Raw genomic sequence first — 18,523 nt, forward strand, 5'->3', positions numbered from 1 at the left:
GGATTGGGCCCGCCCCGTTCTGGAGAGGTTCGGAGACATGCCTCGCGAGTACCCGCTCGAGCGCTATCGCAACATCGGCATCATGGCGCACATCGATGCCGGCAAGACCACGACCACGGAGCGGATCCTGTTCTACACAGGAGCCATCCACAAGATGGGCGAGGTGCATGAAGGCACCACGACCACGGACTGGATGCCCCAGGAGCGCGAGCGCGGCATCACGATCACCTCGGCCGCCATCACCGCCTTCTGGAATCGGAGCGATCAGAAGTACCGCATCAACATCATCGACACGCCGGGCCACGTGGACTTCACCATCGAGGTGGAGCGCTCGCTGCGCGTGCTGGACGGGGCCATCGCGGTCTTCGACGGCGTGAACGGTGTGGAGCCCCAGTCCGAGACGGTCTGGCGCCAGGCGGACAAGTACAAGGTCCCCCGCATCTGCTTCGTGAACAAGATGGACCGGGTGGGCGCGGACTACACGATGTCCGTCAACTCGATCCGCGAGAAGCTGGGCGCGCGTCCGGTGCGCATGCAGCTCCCGCTGGGCACCGAGGACAAGCTGCGCGGCGTCATCGACCTGGTGCGGATGAAGGCGCTCGTGTTCCATGATTCGGAGCAGGGCAGCCGGTATGACGTGGTGGACATCCCCGAGGAGTTCCTCGAGGAGGCCAACGCGGCCCGGAGCGAGCTCGTGGAGACCGCGGCCGAGCAGGACGACGCGCTCACCGAGAAGTTCCTCGAGGGCCAGGAACTCACCGAGGCGGAGATCCGCGTCGCCATCCGCAAGGGGTGTCTGGGGCTGAAGATCTTCCCCGTGTTCTGTGGCTCGGCCTTCAAGCACAAGGGCGTGCAGCCGCTGCTGGACGCGGTGGTGGACTACCTGCCCAACCCGCTGGAAGTCCCCCCGGTGCACGGCAAGAGCCCCAAGGGCGAGGACGAGATCCGCGAGACGGATGACAAGGCGCCGTTCAGCGCGCTGGCGTTCAAGATCATGAACGACCCGGCGTTCCAGTCACAGACGCTGACGTTCCTCCGCATCTACTCGGGCAAGCTGGAGGCGGGCACCGCCGCGTGGAACTCGGTGAAGGGCAAGCGCGAGCGCATCAGCCGGCTGGTGCAGATGCGCGCGGACAAGAAGGACGAGGTCCAGGAGTGCTACGCCGGTGACATCTGCGCGGTGGTGGGCCTGAAGCTGGCGACCACGGGCGACACGCTCTGTGACGACAAGCACCCCATCATCCTGGAGCGGATGGAGTTCCCCGAGCCCGTCATCGACGTGGCCATCGAGCCGAAGTCCACGGCGGACCAGGACAAGATCATCGCCAGCCTGGCGCGTCTGGCGATGGAGGATCCGTCCTTCCGGGTGAAGACGAACGAGGAGACGGGGCAGACCATCATCGCCGGCATGGGCGAGCTGCACCTGGACATCATCGTCGACCGACTGCTGCGCGAGTTCAAGGTCGACGCCAACGTGGGCAAGCCCCAGGTGGCCTACCGCGAGACGATCACCAAGGCGGTGCAGTCCGAGGGCAAGTACATCCGCCAGGCGGGTGGCAAGGGGATGTACGGCCACATCAACCTGCGGGTGATGCCCAGCGAGCCGGGCGCGGGCTTCGTCTTCGAGAACCAGATCGTGGGCGGGGTGGTGACCAAGGAGTTCGTGGAGGCGGCGAAGCAGGGCGTCCAGGAAGCCATGCAGAGCGGCCCCATCGCGGGCTACCCCATGCTGGACATCAGGGTGGAGGCCTACGACGGCTCGATGCACGACGTGGACTCCAACGAGATGGCCTTCAAGATCGCCGGCTCGATGGCCTTCCGGGACGCCGTGCGCACCGCCGACCCCGTGCTCCTCGAGCCCATCATGGACTGCGAGATCGTCACCCCGGACGACTTCACGGGGGACGTCATCGGCGATCTCAATGGACGCCGGGGGAAGATCATGGGCATGGAGCCTCGGCCGGGGGGCGTGCAGGCAATTCACGCCCAGGTGCCTCTGGCCAGGATGTTCGGGTACTCGACCGACCTGCGCAGCCGCAGTCAGGGAAGAGCGACGTACACCATGCGGTTCAGCCACTACGCGCCGGCAGCGAAGGACGCGCTGAACCGTTGATGTGACCGGCTCCCTGAGAGGGGAGTGGGCGATTTAGATTGACGTTTCCGCGGGTTTGGAGCACGACGCAGCACCTTTTCTCGATTCGGCCGGTAAGCCGGCCTCGCGAGGAGCAGCAATGAGTAAGGAGAAGTTCGAAAGAACGAAGCCGCACGTGAACATCGGTACGATCGGTCACGTGGACCACGGCAAGACGTCCCTGACGGCGGCCATCACGAAGGTGCTGGCGAAGACGGGCGGCGCGACGTTCCTCGCGTACGACCAGATCGACAAGGCCCCCGAGGAGCGTGAGCGCGGTATCACCATCTCCACGGCGCACGTGGAGTACCAGACGACCAACCGGCACTATGCCCACGTCGACTGCCCGGGCCACGCCGACTACGTCAAGAACATGATCACGGGCGCGGCGCAGATGGACGGCGCCATCCTGGTGGTCTCCGCCGCCGACGGCCCGATGCCCCAGACGCGCGAGCACATCCTGCTCGCCCGCCAGGTCGGCGTGCCCTACATCGTGGTCTTCCTGAACAAGGTCGACATGCTGGACGACCCCGAGCTGCGCGAGCTCGTGGAGATGGAGGTCCGCGACCTGCTCAAGAAGTACGACTTCCCTGGCGACGAGATCCCCATCGTCCCCGGCAGCGCCCTCAAGGCGCTCGAGGGTGACACCTCGGAGATCGGCGAGCCGGCCATCCTCAAGCTGATGGAGGCGGTGGACAAGTACATCCCCACCCCGCAGCGCGCGACGGACAAGCCCTTCCTGATGCCGGTGGAGGACGTGTTCTCCATCGCCGGCCGCGGTACGGTGGCCACCGGCCGCGTGGAGCGCGGCAGGGTGAAGGTGGGCGAGGAAATCGAGATTGTCGGTATCCGCCCCACGCAGAAGACGGTCGTCACGGGCGTGGAGATGTTCCGCAAGCTGCTGGACGAGGGCATGGCGGGCGACAACATCGGCGCGCTGCTGCGTGGTCTGAAGCGTGAGGACCTGGAGCGTGGTCAGGTGCTCGCCAAGCCGGGCTCCATCACCCCGCACACCAAGTTCAAGGCGCAGATCTACGTGCTCACGAAGGAAGAGGGTGGCCGTCACACGCCGTTCTTCAAGGGCTACCGGCCGCAGTTCTACTTCCGCACCACGGACGTGACGGGCACGGTGAAGCTGCCCGAGAACGTCGAGATGGTGATGCCGGGCGACAACATCGCCATCGAGGTGGAGTTGATCACCCCCGTGGCCATGGAGAAGGAGCTCCGCTTCGCCGTCCGCGAGGGTGGCCGCACCGTGGGCGCCGGCGTCGTGGCCGAGATCATCGCGTAGTATTCGGAAGTACCCACCTGCCCCGGCGTTCCGGGTGGAAAAAAGCCGGGGCAGTGGGAATAAGGTTGCAAACACGGGGACTGCGGTGGTACAAGCCGCGCCCCTTCGAAGAGACGGCTCTGTGACATCCAGGGGACGTTGGGCGTAGCGCCTCCCACAGGCAGGCAGAGGCCGTACAAAGAGGTTTTTGCGAATGGCGACACAGAAGATCCGCATCCGGCTGAAGGCCTACGACTCCAAGCTCCTGGATCAGAGCGCTGGGGAGATCGTCGAGACGGCGCGGCGCACGGGCGCCAAGGTTGCCGGTCCGATCCCCCTGCCCACGCGCATCAACAAGTTCACGGTTCTGCGCTCGCCGCACGTGGACAAGAAGAGCCGCGAGCAGTTCGAGATCCGCACGCACAAGCGCCTGCTCGATATCCTCGAGCCGACCCAGCAGACGCTGGACGCGCTGATGAAGCTGGATCTCTCGGCCGGTGTTGACGTGGAGATCAAGTCCTGAGGAAGCGGGGCTGAGCCCTCGCGGTTCCACTCCGTTCCCCAGAGGAAAGAGCCATGGCGAAGTTCGACGTAGTCGATCTGGATTTGAAGAAGGTGTCGGAGCTTGAGCTCTCCGACGAGGTCTTCGGCGCCGAGCCGAACGCGAACCTCTTTTACGAGGTCGCGAAGATGCAGCAGATCAACCGGCGCCGGGGTACGGTGGCGGTGAAGAACACCTCGCTGGTGAGCGGCGGTGGCAAGAAGCCCTGGAAGCAGAAGGGCACCGGCCGCGCTCGTCAGGGTTCCATCCGCGCTTCCCACTGGGTGGGCGGCGGTAAGGCGATGGGCCCGAAGCCGCGGGACTACTTCTACCGTCCTCCGAAGAAGGTCCGTCGCGGTGCGCTCAAGGCGGCCCTGTCGCTGCGCGCCCGTGAGAAGACGCTCATCATCGTGAGCGACTTCAACCTGGCTGCTCCAAAGAGCAAGCAGGCCTTCGAGGCTCTGACCAAGCGGCTGAAGCTGGCCGACGCACTGGTCATCGATGCCAAGGACAACACCAACCTGCACCGCAGCGTGCGCAACCTGGCGAAGTTCGATGTTCTGCCCCCCGAGGGTCTGAACCTCGAGTCCGTGCTCCGCCACAAGCACCTGGTGCTCACTTCCTCGGCCGCCAAGGCCATCGAGGGGGCGCTCTCGTGAATATCAACGACGTCATCAAGGGACCGCTCATCACCGAGAAGCTGGACGCGGCCCGCGAGAAGTTCCGGCAGTACTCGTTCATCGTCGACAAGAAGGCCACGAAGTACGACGTGGCCCGCGCCGTCGAGCAACTCTTCAAGGTGAACGTCGAGGGCGTGCGGACCAACATCGTCCGCGGCAAGACCAAGCGGGTGGGCCGCTCGATTGGCAAGCGGCCGAACTTCAAGAAGGCGGTCGTCACCCTCAAGGAGGGGGACAAGATCGAACTCTTCGAGGGAGGCGCGGTCTAGCGCACGGCGCTGACCGACGTTGAGGAACCACCATGGGCATCAAGAAGTACAAGCCGACCTCCGCCGCCCGCCGTCTGATGACGGTGTCTGACTTCGCGGACATCACCAAGGACACGCCGGAGAAGGGCCTTACCGAGCCCCTCAAGAAGTCCGGCGGCCGCAACGTCCACGGCCACATCACCCGTCGTCACCAGGGTGGTGGTCACAAGCGCCGCTACCGCGTCATCGACTTCAAGCGTCGGGACAAGGATGGCGTGCCGGCCAAGGTCGCGGCGGTCGAGTACGACCCGAACCGCTCCGCCAACATCGCCCTCCTGCACTACGCGGACGGCGAGAAGCGCTACATCCTGGCCCCGGTCGACCTGAAGGTCGGGGACACCGTGATGGCGGGTGAGAACGCGGACATCCGTCCGGGCAACACCCTGCCGCTCATCAACATCCCGATTGGCACCATCATCCACAACGTGGAGCTGAAGCCGGGCCGCGGCGGGCAGATCATCCGCTCCGCGGGTTCCTCCGGTCAGCTGATGGCGAAGGAGGGCCGCTACGCTCAGGTGCGTCTGCCCTCGGGTGCCGTGCGCATGGTGCTCATCGAGTGCCGCGCCACCGTGGGCCAGGTGGGCAACCTGGAGCACGAGATCATCCGCATCGGCAAGGCGGGTCGTAGCCGCTGGCTGGGCATCCGGCCCACCGTCCGCGGTCTGGCCATGAACCCCGTCGACCACCCGCACGGTGGTGGCGAGGGTAAGTCCGGTCAGGGTAACCCGCACCCGGTGTCGCCGTGGGGCCAGAAGACCAAGGGCCTCAGCACCCGCAAGAACAAGCGTACTGACAAGTTCATCGTGAGCGTCCGCCGTCCGGGCGCGCGCAGCCAGTAGTCGAGGGTTCACGCAATGGCGCGTTCGATCAAGAAGGGTCCGTTCGTCGATGGGTACCTCGTGAAGAAGATCGAGGACATGATCAAGACGAACAAGAAGAGTGTTGTGAAGACGTGGTCCCGGCGTTCCACCATCCTGCCGGAGTTCGTGGGACACACCTTCGCGGTGCACAACGGCCGCAAGTTCATCCCCGTCTTCGTGACCGAGAACATGGTGGGCCACAAGCTCGGCGAGTTCGCCCCGACCCGTACGTTCGGTGGTCACTCGGCGGAGAAGAAGGTCGCCAAGGGCAAGTAGCCGGCCCCGCTGACAGGCGGCGTCCGCCAGAGGAGATGACATGGAGTCGAAGGCACATCTGAGGTTCCTGCGCATGTCGCCCCGGAAGGTTTCCACCGTGGCGGCTCTCGTCCGGGGCAAGCCGGTGGGGCAGGCCCTGAACATCCTGCGCTTCACCAGCCGCGCCGCGGCGGTTCCGGTGGCCAAGCTCATCAAGAGCGCCGTGGCCAACGCGACGGACCTGTCCAAGGGTCAGGTCGACGTGGACCGTCTCATCGTGAAGACGATCTCGGTGGATCAGGGTCCTACCCAGCGCCGCTACATGCCGCGCGCCATGGGCCGGGCCTCGCGCATCAACAAGAAGACCAGTCACATTCACGTGGTGCTGGCGGAGGCGGCCAAGTAGCCGCCCGCCTGGCGCCCCACGCAACCGATTCGAAGGAGAAGCACGTTGGGCCAGAAAGTCCATCCCATTGGGTTCCGCCTCGGGGTCATCAAGACCTGGGACTCCAAGTGGTTCGAGCACAAGAACTACGCGCAGTGGCTGCATGAGGACATCCGCATCCGCGAGTTCGTGAAGAAGTCGCTCGCCCATGCGGGTGTCTCCAAGGTGGAGATCGAGCGCGCGGCGAACAAGGTGAAGGTCAACGTGCACACCGCGCGCCCGGGCATCGTCATCGGCAAGCGCGGTGCGGGCATCGAGACGGTGAAGAAGGACCTCCAGCAGTTCACGAAGAACGAGGTCTTCCTCAACATCGTCGAGGTCCGCAAGGCCGAGACGGACGCGCAGCTGGTGGCCGAGAACATCGCCACCCAGCTCGAGCGCCGTATCGCCTTCCGCCGCGCCATGAAGAAGGCGCTGCAGACGGCGATGAAGTTCGGCGCCAAGGGTATCCGTGTGTCGTGCTCCGGCCGCCTCGGTGGCGCGGAGATGGCCCGCTACGAGTGGTACCGCGAGGGCCGCGTGCCCCTGCACACCCTTCGTGCGGACATCGACTACGGTTTCGCCGAGGCGAAGACCACCTACGGCAAGATCGGTTGCAAGGTCTGGATCTGCCGCGGCGAGGTGCTGCCCACCAAGGGTGGTCAGAGCCCCGCGCCGGCGGCCAACCGCTAACTCCCCGGGAGCCGTCCCGGGAGGGACGGCTCGCTCGGGATTGAAGGACACCGACGATGCTTCAGCCTGCTCGCACGAAGTACCGCAAGATGCACAAGGGCCGCACGCCCGGTCGGGCGTACCGCGGCAGCGATCTCACCTACGGTGAGTACGGCCTCATGTCCCTGCAGCCGGGGTGGATTACCTCGCGGCAGATCGAGGCGGCCCGTATCGCGATGACGCGCCACATCAAGCGTGGTGGCAAGATCTGGATCCGTGTATTCCCGGACAAGCCCATCACCAAGAAGCCCGCCGAAACCCGCATGGGTACCGGTAAGGGCGGTGTGGAGTACTACGTGGCGGTGGTCAAGCCCGGCCGCATCCTCTACGAGATGGAGGGTATGACGCCGGAGGTTGCCACGACCGCCCTGAAGCTGGCCCAGGCCAAGCTGCCGGTGCTGACGAAGATCGTCACCCGCAGCGAGCTGGCGCTCTAGTTCCGCCTCCGGGTGGCCCGCTGAGAAGAGGGCCGCCCGCTGGCTCGAGGAGATTTGAAGATGGCGACTGCGAAGGAACTCAAGGAGCTCTCGGCGGATGACCTGAAGCGGCGCGCGGCCGAGCTGCGCGAGACGCTGTTCCAGGATCAGCTCAAGAGGGCGACCGGCTCGCTCGACAATCCGTCCGAGCGCACCCAGCACAAGCGCGACCTGGCGCGCATCCTGACCGTCCTGGGGGAGAAGACCCGGGCGGAGAAGAAGGCTTAGGAGCTTTTTCATGGCTGAAGCGACTCAATCCACCTCTGCCAAGACCTCCACCCGCGGCCGTCCCAAGACCCGCGTGGGGATCGTGACCTCCAACAAGATGCAGAAGACGGTGGTGGTCACCGTCTCGCGCCGCGCGTCTCACCCGAAGTACGGGAAGATCATGAGCATGCGCGAGAAGTACAAGGCGCACGTCGAGGACCACGACTATCCGGCCAAGGTCACCATCAATGAGGGTGACCGGGTTCGTATCGCCGAGACCCGTCCCGCTTCGAAGGACAAGCGCTGGCGCGTGGTCGAGGTGTTGGAGAAGAGCAAGAACGTCTGAGCCGTCCGAGCTCGCGCTGCCACCCAGGCGCGCGAGGCCGTGGCTCGAGCCGCGCGGTGCCCCTCCTCACCGGAAGGGCCTGCCGTAGCTGAGATAGGAGATTCCAGATGATTCAGATGACGAGCGTGCTCGACGTGGCCGACAACTCGGGCGCCAAGAAGGTGTTCTGCATCAAGGTGCTCGGTGGCTCGAAGCGCAAGTACGCGTCCATCGGCGATGTGATCGTCGTGTCGGTGCGCGAGGCGCTGCCGAACTCCAAGGTGAAGAAGGGTGATGTGGCCAAGGCCGTCATCGTGCGCACCGCGCGCGAGGTGGGCCGTCCGGATGGCAGCTACATCAAGTTCGATGGCAACTCCGCCGTCCTCATCAACAAGGACATGGAGCCCATCGGGACGCGCATCTTCGGGCCGGTCGCCCGCGAGCTCCGCGCCCGCAAGTTCATGAAGATCATCTCGCTCGCTCCCGAGGTCCTCTAGTAGGGCGTCAGGCGGTCCGCGAGGAGGGAGAGGAACCATGGAGAAGCTCAAGGTTGGAGACACCGTCCAGGTCATCGCCGGCGCCGAGCGCTCGGAGAAGACCCCGGCGAGCAAGCGCGGGAAGATCCTGAAGATCGACCGTGAGGCCCAGCGGGTGACCGTCGAGGGCGTGCGCCTGGTCAAGCGGCACCTGCGCAAGACGCCCCAGCAGCCCGAGGGCGGCATCGTGGAGAAGCCGGGCACCATCCACATCTCGGACGTCCAGCTGGTTTGCGCCAAGTGCGACAAGCCGACCCGCGTGGGCATCCGGGCCGATGGGGACAAGAAGAAGCGGTTCTGCAAGAACTGCGACGCCCTGATTGACTAGGGGCGCGGGTTCGGGCATGTATGCGCGCCCTTTGTCCTACCCGGATGAGGGGAGGACGGGCGTGCATACCCGGGGCTCCGAAAGACCCATGGGGGCTCCGGTGTTTCCAGTTTCCACGCAGTACTGATCGGCGCGCTGGGTCCACGACGGCGTTCCGAAGCAGAGGACAAGACGATGGCTGAAGAGAAGAAGGACGCGGCGAAGAAGGAGAAGAAGGGCCGCAAGAAGGAAGAGCTCAAGAAGGCAGGTTTCGCGGCGAACATCGAGGAGGGTCTCGAGGCCAAGCCGGCGCGTCTGAAGCTGCGCTTCCGCAAGGAAGGCGTGCCCGCGCTGATGAAGGAGCTGGGCCTCAAGAACCCGATGGAGGTTCCTCGCCTCGAGAAGATCGTCGTCAACATGGGTCTGGGCGAGGCGCTCGCCAACGCCAAGATCCTCGAGTCCGCCGTGGACCAGCTGGGTGCCATCACCGGTCAGAAGCCCGTGGTGACCCGCGCCCGCAAGTCCATCGCGAACTTCAAGCTGCGCCAGGGCCAGGCGATCGGTGCCGCCGTCACGCTGCGCGGCGACCGGATGTACGAGTTCCTGGACCGCCTCATCACCGTCGCGCTGCCGCGCGTGCGTGACTTCAAGGGCGTGTCCCCCAAGGCGTTCGACGGGAAGGGCAACTACACGCTCGGCGTGCGCGAGCAGATCATCTTCCCGGAAATCAACTACGACCAGATCGAGAAGGTGAAGGGGCTGAACATCAGCTTCGTCACCACTGCGGCGAACGATGAGCAGGGGCTGGCGCTGATGCGTCACTTCGGCATGCCGTTCCGCCAGTAACGAGGACCCGCATCCATGGCCAAGCTCTCGAAGATCGCTCAGGCGAAGCGCAAGCCGAAGTTCTCCGTCCGCGCGTACAACCGCTGCCCGTTGTGCGGTCGGCCCCGCGCGTTCCTGCGGAAGTTCAACATGTGCCGTATCTGCTTCCGGCACCGCGCCCTCCGCGGCGAGATCACCGGCGTCACCAAGTCGTCCTGGTAGTCGGACGCGGGTGTCCGGGCTCCGAGCAGGGGCCCGGGTGCCTGGCCCGCCCTCGAGAGGGTGGGCTGAAGCAGTAGCTGCATGGCAACCGTGGCGAACCCCCGGGATGGGCCCGGCAGGCGCGGCGGTTGCGAACGCGGAGGCGGTGAGACCGCTCCGCACGGAAGGTAGCCATTCATGTCGGTTGTCAACGATCCCATTGGCGACATGCTGACCCGCCTGCGCAACGGCTCGCGCGCGCGTCACGACAAGGTCGTCATCCCCCACTCGAACCTCAAGGTCGAGATCATCAAGGTTCTCAAGGCCGAGGGCTTCATCGGGGACTACACGGTCCACGAGCGCGCGCCGCAGAACGAGATCAGCGTGCAGCTGAAGTACGGTCCGGATCGCGCTCCGGCGATCACCGGCATCCGCCGCGTGTCCAAGCCCGGCTTGCGCCGGTACGTCAACTCGCGTGAGATTCCGCAGGTGCTCGGCGGTCTGGGCATCTCCATCCTGTCCACGTCGCGCGGCGTGATGGTGGACTCCGATGCTCGCAAGCAGAAGGTCGGCGGCGAGCTGCTCTGCACTGTCTACTAGCCAGCTGCCCGGGTACCGCGGCCCGTGCCGCGACCTGGACTGCACGAGGGAATCATGAGTCGGATTGGAAAGCTTCCGGTCAAGCTGGCGGACAAGACGAAGGCCACTGTGTCGGGCCGCCAGGTCAGTTTCGAGGGCCCCAAGGGCAAGATGGTCGTTCAGCTTCCCGCCAAGGGCGTGAAGGTGACGGTCGCGGGCAACGAGGTCCGGGTGGAGCGCGAAGATGAGTCGCGTGAGGCCCGTAGCCTGCATGGTCTGACCCGTACGCTGCTGGCCAACGCGGCCAAGGGCGTGTCGACGGGCTTCGAGCGTCGCCTGGACATCCGCGGCGTCGGTTTCCGCGCCGAGGTGAAGGGCAAGACGATCAACCTCACGCTGGGTTACTCGCACCCGGTGGTGTTCGACCTGCCCGAGGGCGTGACGGCCGAGGTGGACAAGGCCGCGCGCACCGAGGATGGTCTGCCCACCCTGGGTCTCACCCTGCGCTCGGCGGACAAGGAGGCCCTCGGGGCCGCCGCCGTGAAGATCCGCGCGCTGCGCCCGCCCGAGCCGTACAAGGGGAAGGGCATCAAGTACGCCACCGAGAAGATCCGCCGTAAGGAAGGCAAGACCGGTACGGCCTAGTCGGAGTGAACACCCAACCGCGCGACTCCTGGAGGGGTCGCGCAATCATCCGGCGGTGGAAGTCCCCATCACCGCCGGACGGAGAAGGAATCATCCATGTCGAACAAGCTCGATCCGCGCCTCAAGAGGAAGGACCGCATCCGCAAGAAGATCTCGGGTACCACCGAGCGTCCGCGGCTCACGGTCTACAAGAGCCTCAAGCACATCTACGCCCAGGTGGTGGACGACACCACGGGCCGCACCCTGGCCTACGCCTCGTCGCTCTCCAAGGAGCTCAAGGGCAACACCGAGGGCGACAAGAAGGCCGAGGCCAAGCGCGTGGGCTCGCTCATCGCGGAGAAGTGCAAGGCGGCCAACGTCGTGGCGGTGGTGTTCGACCGCAACGGCTTCCCCTACCATGGTCGGATCGCCGCCGTGGCTGATGCCGCGCGCGAGGCCGGGCTCAAGTTCTAGCAACCTTTCGAATAAGGAAGTTCCCAAGTGGCAACTCCGATCAATCCAAACGATCTCGACCTCACCGACCGCGTGGTGAACATCAACCGTGTCGCCAAGGTGGTGAAGGGCGGCCGGCGGTTCTCGTTCGCCGCGCTGGTGGTGGTGGGCGACGGCGCCGGCCACGTTGGCGTGGGGCTGGGCAAGGCCAACGAGGTTCCCGAGGCCATCCGCAAGGGCGGCGAGAACGCCAAGAAGAACCTGTTCCGCGTCCCGTTGCAGGGTCACACCATCCCCCACGAGGTGCTCGGTCACTTCGGCGCGGGCTGGGTGCTCCTGAAGCCGGCCGGTGAGGGTACGGGCGTCATCGCCGGTGGCGCGGTGCGCGCGGTCCTCGAGGCGGCGGGCATCCGCAACATCCTGACCAAGAGCCAGGGCTCGCGGAACCCCCACAACGTGCTCAAGGCCACCATGGCGGGTCTGAAGAACCTCCGTTCGCCGGAGCAGGTGTCGCGCCTGCGCGGCAAGGACGTGGGTCCGCAGAAGTCCGAGGAGGCGAGGGGTTAATCATGGCCATCAAGGTCAAGCTGACGAAGAGCTTCGCGGGTTCGTCCGTGGACCAGCTCGCGACGATCGATAGCCTCGGACTGAAGAAGTTCGGCGATGAGCGTCTCCTGAAGGACACGCCGGCCATCCGCGGCATGGTGAACAAGGTCCGTCACCTGGTGACGGCCGAGACGGTGCAGGGCGAGGCCCCCAAGGCCACCCGTCGCAAGCCTCGGAAGATCCGGGTCCGGGACGCCGCGCGCGCCCGCAAGGCCTAGTGCGAGAGGGTTCAGACAATGACTACGCTCAACAAGCTGAAGCGCCCCGAGGGCTCGTGGCACCGCAAGAAGCGGGTGGGCCGCGGCCAGGGTAGCGGCCTGGGCAAGACGGCCGGCCGCGGTGGCAAGGGCCAGAAGGCTCGCACGGGTAACATGCGGTTCGAGGGCTTCGAGGGTGGCCAGAGCCCGCTGCAGCGTCGCCTGCCGAAGTTCGGCTTCATCTCCCCCAACCGCACCGAGTACGCGGTGGTGAACCTGGCGGACCTCGAGGGGTTCGACGCGGGCGCCACGGTGGACGTGGAGTCGCTGGAGGCCCGGGGTCTGGTGAAGGGTCGCTACGACGGCATCAAGGTGCTCGGCAACGGCGCGCTCACCAAGAAGCTGACCGTTCGGGTGAACAAGGCCTCGGCCGCCGCTCGTGAGGCCATCGAGAAGGCGGGCGGTTCCGTGGAGGAGCTCCCCCTGGTGGCCCACAAGCCCGAGTCCGCCGCGAAGGCGCACGCCGGTAAGGGCGTGAAGCAGGCCCGGTCGTGAGGGTAGGGCGCGTCACACTCCTAGTGGTGCGCGCCTTTCTATCCGTGTAGCATTCAGCGCCCCTTTCCGAATTCGGACAGGGGCGCTGCTGTTCTCGCAGAAACCTTTTTGGGGGATGGATCCCACGTGGCTCTGAACGCCTTCGCCAACGTCTTCCGCATCGCGGAGCTGCGCAGCCGGCTCATCTATACGCTGATGCTGCTCGCGGTGTACCGCATCGGAATCTTCATCAATACGCCTGGCGTGGACCGGGCTGCGATGAACGCGTTCATGGACGCCCAGCGCCAGTCGGGCGGCCTGTTCTCGCTCTTCAACCTCTTCTCCGGCGGCGCCCTGGACCAGATGTCCATCTTCGGTCTGGGCATCATGCCGTACGTATCCGCCTCCATCATCATCCAGCTCCTGGCGGTGGTGGTGCCCAGCCTCGAGCGGCTGCAGAAGGAAGGGGCCGGCGGCCGGCAGAAAATCAACCAGTACACCCGCTATGGCACCATCGCCCTGTCCATCGTGCAGGGCATTGGTATCTCGCGCTGGCTGGCCTCGCTGGGCCGCACGGACGCGGGCCAGGCCGGGTTCAACCAGGTGGTCGTTCCCAACGACAACGCCTGGTTCACCTTCATGACCGTCATCAGCCTGACGGCGGGCACCGCGTTCATCATGTGGTTGGGTGAGCGCATCACCGAGCGCGGCATCGGCAACGGCATCTCCCTCATCATCTTCGCGGGCATCGTGTCCGGCCTGCTGCCCAGCGGCAAGTCGCTGCTCGATATGGTCCAGCAGGAGATCATCAGCATGGCGGCCGTGGCGGCCCTGCTGGCGTTCATGGTCCTCGTCGTCGGCGTGGTGGTCTACGTCGAGCGCGGTATGCGACGCATCCCGGTGCAGTACGCCAAGCGCATGGCGGGGCGGCGCATGTTCGCGGGCCAGGCCACCTACTTCCCGATGAAGGTGAATACCTCGGGCGTGATTCCGCCGATCTTCGCCGGCGCGCTGCTGTCCTTCCCGGCCACGCTGGGCACCTGGTTCCCGTTCCTGCAGGGCGTGCAGCGCAGCATCGAGTCCAGCCCCTGGGTCTACAACGGCATCTTCGTGCTGTTGATCGTCTTCTTCTCGTACTTCTACACGGCGCTGACCTTCCGGCCGGACGACGTGGCGGACAACATCAAGAAGCAGGGCGGCTACATCCCGGGCATCCGTCCGGGTCGTCAAACGGCGGACTTCATCGAGGGCGTGCTCAACCGCATCACCTTCGGCGGGGCGCTCTACCTGGCCGCCATCTGCGTGATTCCGTCCATCATCACGAACATGCTGGGCGTCCGCTTCACGTTCGGTGGTACGGCGCTGCTGATCGTCGTGGGCGTGGCGCTGGATACGGTGCAGCAGATCGAGGGCCACCTCATCAGCCGCAACTACGAGGGCTTCGCCGGTCCTCGCGGTCCTCGCATCCGCGGCCGGGTTCGCGTGGCTGCCTAGTCGAGCCAGCTGTCTACCTGGCGCTCCTCCCCCTCACCCCGGGGAGGGGCGCCTCGTCGTTCCAGGGGTGTGTGAGCAGTGGGAAAGAGGCTCGCTTTAGCCCTCCCGCGCTCCTTCCTGACGAGCTAAGAGGAACCTATGAACCTCATCCTGTTTGGCCCGCCGTTCGCGGGGAAGGGGACCCAGGCGAAGAATCTGTACGCGGATTTCAAGATTCCGCAGATCTCCACGGGTGACATCCTCCGCAAGGCGGTTCGTGAGGGCACGGAGATGGGCAAGCTGGCCGGGCCGCTGATGGCCGCTGGCGCCTACGTGCCGGACGAGATCGTCATCGGTATCGTGGAGGAGCGCCTCAAGGAGCCGGACTGCGTCAATGGCTTCGTGCTGGATGGCTTCCCGCGAACTCCTCCCCAGGCCGAGGCCCTCGAGCGCATGCTCGCCAGGCTGGGCAAGAAGCTGGATGCCGTGGTGTCGCTCGAGGTGCCGACCGAAAAGCTCATCGAGCGCGGCTCGGGTCGGCGCTCGTGCCCCACGTGTGGCGCCGTCTATCATGTCTACCAGAACCCTCCGAAGCGGGCCGGCTTCTGTGACAAGGACGACACCAGCCTCTCCCAGCGCGAGGACGACAAGGCCGAGGTCATCGAGAAGCGTCTGAAGAAGTACGAGACGGAGACCGCTTCCCTCAAGCAGTTCTACGCGCAACGGGGACTGCTCAAGAGCATCGACGGAGTGGGATCCCCCGAAGGCATCTACGAGGACATCAAGAAGGCGCTGGGTAAGGCCTGATCGCCCGCGAAGCGGGCGGACGGCCAGGGGCAGGGTTCTTGGAGTGAGAGTCCTCCCCCCAGCGGTTCAAGCAATGGCGAGGCAGGGATGAGCCAGGTCGAGATCAAGAGCCAGGAAGAGATCGCCCTCATGCGTGAAGCTGGGCGCATCGTGAGCGAGATCCTGGACGAGCTCGAGAAGGCGGTGGCTCCAGGTGTCACCACCTGGGACCTGGATGCCCTGGCCGAGAGGCTCATCTACAAGAAGGGCGCCCGGCCCGCCTTCAAGGGCTACCGCGGTTTCCCTGCCTGCCTGTGTGCCTCCGTCAACCACGAGGTCGTGCACGGCATCCCCTCCAAGAGGCGCAAGCTGCAGGAGGGGGACCTGATGAAGCTGGATTTCGGGGTGGTGTACCGCGGCTTCTTCGGGGACTCGGCCCGCACGGTGCCGGTCGGCAAGGTGAGCCGCGAGGCCCAGGCGTTGCTGGACGCCACCCGGGAGTCCCTCAACAAGGGCATCCAGGCCATGGTGCCCGGCAACCGCATCGGCGACATCGGTCACGCGGTGCAGAGCCACGTGGAGGCCCGGGGCTTCTCCGTGGTGCGCGACTTCACCGGCCACGGAATCGGCCGGCACCTCCACGAGAAGCCAGAGGTGCCCAACTACGGCCAGCGGGGCAGCGGGATGAAGCTTCGTCCGGGAATGGTCCTCGCGATCGAGCCCATGGTGAACCAGGGCACTTATGAGGTGGAGTTGCTCGACGATGACTGGACAGCCGTCACTCTCGACAACAAGCTTTCTGCTCACTTCGAGCACACGGTGCTCATCACCGAAGGGGGGCCGGAAGTCCTCACCCGGCGCCGGGCCGGGTAGGTGGGCGGAATACCAGGTAGTACAGAGGGGTTCGTAGAAATTCGGGTTTACAGCGCGAGGATGCTTGCCACTTCTGGACCAAAGTGTTATCCCGCCGCGCTTCCAGAGTTCCGGTGGTCCGCGAGAGGGTTATCTGATTGCCGAAGGATGATTCCATCGAAGTCGAGGGGACCGTGATGGAGCCCCTCCCGAACGCGATGTTCCGCGTGGTGCTGGACAATGGCCACAAGGTGCTCGCGCATATCTCGGGCAAGATGCGGATGCACTTCATCCGAATCCTCCCGGGCGACAAGGTCAAGGTCGAGCTGTCCCCGTACGACCTGTCCCGGGGACGCATCACCTACCGGGCGAAGTAGAAAGGGCCTGGTTCCGCGGAATGGCGGACCGGCCCTCGAGGCTTTTCTTTTCTAAAAGCGAAGGAAGGGAAGTACCGCCATGAAGGTTCGGGCGTCCGTCAAGAAGATCTGCGACAAGTGCAAGGTTGTCCGCCGCAAGGGCATCGTGCGCGTCATCTGCGCCTCCAACCCGCGGCACAAGCAGCGCCAGGGCTAGGCCTCCAGGGGCCTTGCTCCAGACCAACTCCACCCAGAAGGAACGACTTAGATGGCTCGTATCGCCGGCATCGACCTCCCGCCCAACAAGCGCGCGGTGATCTCGCTCCAGTACATCTACGGGATCGGCAACAAGTCCGCCCACGACATCATCACGGCTGCGGGGATCGACCTCGCCACCCGGACCAAGGACCTCACCGAGGAGCAGACGCGGAAGATCCGCGAGATCCTTGAGACCAACTACAAGGTCGAGGGTGACCTCCGTCGCGAGGTGACCATGAACATCAAGCGGCTGATGGACCTGGGTTGCTACCGGGGTCTGCGTCACCGCAAGGGTCTGCCGGTTCGCGGTCAGCGGACGCACACCAACGCGCGTACCCGCAAGGGTCCCAAGCGCGGCATCGTGCGCGCCAAGCCGGCGGCGGGCGCTCGCTAGTTCTTCCACCTGCGCCGGCCCCCTGAGGCGCCGGCGTCGATCACCTACTTCCAGGAGCAACGAGTTCCATGGCTGAAGAGACCAACGCGCCTGCGGCACCGGCCGCTGCGGCCCCCGCGGCGGGCGACACCGCCGCTACGCGCAAGAAGGGCAAGAAGGGCAAGAAGAACATCCTCAATGGCGTGGTCCACATCCAGTCCACGTTCAACAACACCATCATCACGATCACGGACGTGTCCGGGAACGTGATCTCCTGGTCTTCCGCCGGCGCCCGCGGTTTCCGCGGCAGCCGCAAGTCGACGCCGTTCGCCGCCCAGGTGGCCGCCGGTGACGCCGCGGCGAAGGCCATGGAGCACGGTCTGAAGAACGTGACGGTGCTGGTGAAGGGCCCGGGCGCGGGTCGTGAGTCCGCCCTCCGCGCGCTCGCCGCCGCCGGCCTGAAGATCGCGCTCATCCGCGACGTGACGCCCATCCCGCACAACGGCTGCCGTCAGCCGAAGCGCCGCCGCGTCTAGTTCCATCCCGGGCCGCTCTCCTCGAGGGGAGCGGTCCTAGACCATCTTTACACGGAGAAGCATCGTGGCCCGTTATACCGCCTCCGCCTGCCGCATCTGCCGGCGTGAGAACCTGAAGATGTACCTGAAGGGTGACCGCTGCTACACGGACAAGTGTGCGATCGAGCGCCGCCCCTATCCCCCCGGTCAGCACGGCCAGGGCCGCGTGAAGTTCTCCGGCTACGGCGTGCAGCTGCGCGAGAAGCAGAAGGTCAAGCGCATGTACGGCCTGCTGGAGAGCCAGTTCCGCGGCTACTATCACCGCGCCTCCGCGGCCAAGGGCAAGACCGGTGAGAACCTCCTGCAGCAGCTGGAGCTCCGCCTGGACAACGTCGTGTTCCGCATGGGCTTCGCGGACACTCGCGCCGAGGCCCGCCAGCTGGTGCGTCATGGCCACTTCACGGTGAACGGCAAGCGGGTGAACATCCCGTCGTTCGCGGTGAAGCCGGGCACCACCATCGAGGTGGCGGAGAAGAGCCGGAAGATCCTCCGCATCTCCGAGGCCCTGGAGACCGTGGATCGCCGCGGCGTGCCGCAGTGGATCGACCTGGACAAGAAGTCCTTCAAGGCGACGGTGAAGACCGCCCCGAACCGCGAGGACCTGACCATGCCGATCCAGGAGCAGCTCATCGTCGAGCTCTACTCGAAGTAATCGGCCTGGCTCGCCCTGCCGGGCGAATCCAACCGCTGGAGCTGTCGTACGCGCCCTGGCCTCACCGCCGGGGCGTCGTGCTTCTGCCGGCCCCCCATGCAGCCCCGGGCTGGCGTTATTCAAGAAA

Annotated in this window: 30 protein-coding genes; all 30 read left to right on the forward strand. The window is 65.5% G+C overall.

The annotated features are described in order from the left end of the window. The first annotated feature begins 37 nt into the window (after positions 1–37). On the forward strand, positions 38–2,113 hold the full coding sequence (gene fusA / locus JQX13_RS37530; protein WP_203404234.1) for an elongation factor G: 2,076 nt from the start codon (positions 38–40) through the stop codon (positions 2,111–2,113). Between the two features lie 118 nt (positions 2,114–2,231). After that, positions 2,232–3,422 (forward strand): elongation factor Tu, encoded by a 1,191-nt coding sequence (gene tuf, locus JQX13_RS37535; RefSeq protein WP_203404235.1) that lies wholly within the window; start codon positions 2,232–2,234, stop codon positions 3,420–3,422. Between the two features lie 193 nt (positions 3,423–3,615). After that, positions 3,616–3,924: a 30S ribosomal protein S10 gene (gene rpsJ, locus JQX13_RS37540; protein WP_002625389.1), complete on the forward strand. Its 309-nt coding sequence runs from the start codon at positions 3,616–3,618 to the stop codon at positions 3,922–3,924. A 53-nt stretch (positions 3,925–3,977) separates the two neighbouring features. Continuing rightward, entirely contained in the window at positions 3,978–4,601 is a 624-nt protein-coding gene (gene rplD / locus JQX13_RS37545; RefSeq protein WP_203404236.1) for a 50S ribosomal protein L4, read from the forward strand. Beyond that, positions 4,598–4,891, forward strand: coding sequence for a 50S ribosomal protein L23 (locus tag JQX13_RS37550; RefSeq protein WP_203404237.1), 294 nt, complete (start codon positions 4,598–4,600; stop codon positions 4,889–4,891). The genes rplD and JQX13_RS37550 overlap by 4 nt, the downstream gene beginning before the upstream one ends. A gap of 32 nt (positions 4,892–4,923) precedes the next feature. Further along, positions 4,924–5,769, forward strand: coding sequence for a 50S ribosomal protein L2 (gene rplB, locus JQX13_RS37555; protein ID WP_203404238.1), 846 nt, complete (start codon positions 4,924–4,926; stop codon positions 5,767–5,769). A gap of 15 nt (positions 5,770–5,784) precedes the next feature. Further along, entirely contained in the window at positions 5,785–6,066 is a 282-nt protein-coding gene (rpsS, locus tag JQX13_RS37560; RefSeq protein ID WP_043409002.1) for a 30S ribosomal protein S19, read from the forward strand. Between the two features lie 40 nt (positions 6,067–6,106). Further along, positions 6,107–6,451: a 50S ribosomal protein L22 gene (gene rplV, locus JQX13_RS37565; protein WP_203404239.1), complete on the forward strand. Its 345-nt coding sequence runs from the start codon at positions 6,107–6,109 to the stop codon at positions 6,449–6,451. A 45-nt stretch (positions 6,452–6,496) separates the two neighbouring features. Beyond that, positions 6,497–7,162: a 30S ribosomal protein S3 gene (gene rpsC / locus JQX13_RS37570; protein WP_203404240.1), complete on the forward strand. Its 666-nt coding sequence runs from the start codon at positions 6,497–6,499 to the stop codon at positions 7,160–7,162. Positions 7,163–7,218: 56 nt separating this feature from the next. Further along, a complete protein-coding gene (gene rplP, locus JQX13_RS37575; RefSeq protein ID WP_203404241.1) occupies positions 7,219–7,638 on the forward strand; it encodes a 50S ribosomal protein L16 in 420 nt (139 codons plus the stop codon). 60 nt (positions 7,639–7,698) lie between these two features. Beyond that, positions 7,699–7,905, forward strand: a complete 207-nt coding sequence (gene rpmC / locus JQX13_RS37580) for a 50S ribosomal protein L29 (RefSeq protein ID WP_203404242.1) — start codon at positions 7,699–7,701, stop codon at positions 7,903–7,905. A gap of 10 nt (positions 7,906–7,915) precedes the next feature. After that, positions 7,916–8,230, forward strand: a complete 315-nt coding sequence (gene rpsQ / locus JQX13_RS37585; protein WP_203404243.1) for a 30S ribosomal protein S17 — start codon at positions 7,916–7,918, stop codon at positions 8,228–8,230. 107 nt (positions 8,231–8,337) lie between these two features. Beyond that, the gene (gene rplN / locus JQX13_RS37590) at positions 8,338–8,706 is read left to right on the forward strand and encodes a 50S ribosomal protein L14 (protein ID WP_043409019.1); all 369 of its coding nucleotides are present in this window, start codon (positions 8,338–8,340) and stop codon (positions 8,704–8,706) included. 37 nt (positions 8,707–8,743) lie between these two features. Then, positions 8,744–9,073, forward strand: coding sequence for a 50S ribosomal protein L24 (rplX, locus tag JQX13_RS37595; RefSeq protein ID WP_108075879.1), 330 nt, complete (start codon positions 8,744–8,746; stop codon positions 9,071–9,073). Between the two features lie 333 nt (positions 9,074–9,406). Beyond that, entirely contained in the window at positions 9,407–9,898 is a 492-nt protein-coding gene (rplE, locus tag JQX13_RS37600) for a 50S ribosomal protein L5 (protein ID WP_239015434.1), read from the forward strand. Between the two features lie 15 nt (positions 9,899–9,913). Then, positions 9,914–10,099, forward strand: a complete 186-nt coding sequence (locus JQX13_RS37605) for a type Z 30S ribosomal protein S14 (RefSeq protein ID WP_043409024.1) — start codon at positions 9,914–9,916, stop codon at positions 10,097–10,099. A gap of 177 nt (positions 10,100–10,276) precedes the next feature. After that, positions 10,277–10,678: a 30S ribosomal protein S8 gene (gene rpsH / locus JQX13_RS37610; protein ID WP_203404245.1), complete on the forward strand. Its 402-nt coding sequence runs from the start codon at positions 10,277–10,279 to the stop codon at positions 10,676–10,678. A gap of 54 nt (positions 10,679–10,732) precedes the next feature. Next, entirely contained in the window at positions 10,733–11,302 is a 570-nt protein-coding gene (gene rplF, locus JQX13_RS37615) for a 50S ribosomal protein L6 (RefSeq protein WP_203404246.1), read from the forward strand. A 96-nt stretch (positions 11,303–11,398) separates the two neighbouring features. Beyond that, the gene (rplR, locus tag JQX13_RS37620) at positions 11,399–11,755 is read left to right on the forward strand and encodes a 50S ribosomal protein L18 (RefSeq protein WP_203404247.1); all 357 of its coding nucleotides are present in this window, start codon (positions 11,399–11,401) and stop codon (positions 11,753–11,755) included. Positions 11,756–11,782: 27 nt separating this feature from the next. Further along, positions 11,783–12,301 carry a 30S ribosomal protein S5 gene (gene rpsE / locus JQX13_RS37625; protein WP_203404248.1) on the forward strand — a complete coding sequence of 173 codons (519 nt, stop codon included), beginning with the start codon at positions 11,783–11,785 and terminating at the stop codon, positions 12,299–12,301. A gap of 2 nt (positions 12,302–12,303) precedes the next feature. Continuing rightward, positions 12,304–12,558, forward strand: coding sequence for a 50S ribosomal protein L30 (gene rpmD, locus JQX13_RS37630; protein WP_203404249.1), 255 nt, complete (start codon positions 12,304–12,306; stop codon positions 12,556–12,558). A gap of 18 nt (positions 12,559–12,576) precedes the next feature. Beyond that, a complete protein-coding gene (gene rplO, locus JQX13_RS37635; protein WP_203404250.1) occupies positions 12,577–13,092 on the forward strand; it encodes a 50S ribosomal protein L15 in 516 nt (171 codons plus the stop codon). A 126-nt stretch (positions 13,093–13,218) separates the two neighbouring features. Further along, on the forward strand, positions 13,219–14,565 hold the full coding sequence (gene secY, locus JQX13_RS37640; protein ID WP_203404251.1) for a preprotein translocase subunit SecY: 1,347 nt from the start codon (positions 13,219–13,221) through the stop codon (positions 14,563–14,565). A 138-nt stretch (positions 14,566–14,703) separates the two neighbouring features. After that, positions 14,704–15,351: an adenylate kinase gene (locus JQX13_RS37645; protein ID WP_203404252.1), complete on the forward strand. Its 648-nt coding sequence runs from the start codon at positions 14,704–14,706 to the stop codon at positions 15,349–15,351. An 87-nt stretch (positions 15,352–15,438) separates the two neighbouring features. Next, on the forward strand, positions 15,439–16,203 hold the full coding sequence (gene map, locus JQX13_RS37650) for a type I methionyl aminopeptidase (RefSeq protein WP_203404253.1): 765 nt from the start codon (positions 15,439–15,441) through the stop codon (positions 16,201–16,203). Positions 16,204–16,379: 176 nt separating this feature from the next. Then, entirely contained in the window at positions 16,380–16,559 is a 180-nt protein-coding gene (gene infA, locus JQX13_RS37655; RefSeq protein ID WP_002625365.1) for a translation initiation factor IF-1, read from the forward strand. 79 nt (positions 16,560–16,638) lie between these two features. Beyond that, positions 16,639–16,755: a 50S ribosomal protein L36 gene (gene rpmJ, locus JQX13_RS37660; protein WP_002633586.1), complete on the forward strand. Its 117-nt coding sequence runs from the start codon at positions 16,639–16,641 to the stop codon at positions 16,753–16,755. Between the two features lie 51 nt (positions 16,756–16,806). Then, positions 16,807–17,190 carry a 30S ribosomal protein S13 gene (rpsM, locus tag JQX13_RS37665; RefSeq protein WP_203404254.1) on the forward strand — a complete coding sequence of 128 codons (384 nt, stop codon included), beginning with the start codon at positions 16,807–16,809 and terminating at the stop codon, positions 17,188–17,190. A 68-nt stretch (positions 17,191–17,258) separates the two neighbouring features. Further along, entirely contained in the window at positions 17,259–17,705 is a 447-nt protein-coding gene (gene rpsK, locus JQX13_RS37670; protein ID WP_203404255.1) for a 30S ribosomal protein S11, read from the forward strand. A gap of 64 nt (positions 17,706–17,769) precedes the next feature. Then, the gene (gene rpsD, locus JQX13_RS37675; protein ID WP_073563501.1) at positions 17,770–18,396 is read left to right on the forward strand and encodes a 30S ribosomal protein S4; all 627 of its coding nucleotides are present in this window, start codon (positions 17,770–17,772) and stop codon (positions 18,394–18,396) included. The last annotated feature ends 127 nt before the right edge of the window (positions 18,397–18,523 follow it).

This window comes from Archangium violaceum, from assembly GCF_016859125.1.
Lineage (GTDB): Bacteria > Myxococcota > Myxococcia > Myxococcales > Myxococcaceae > Archangium > Archangium violaceum_A.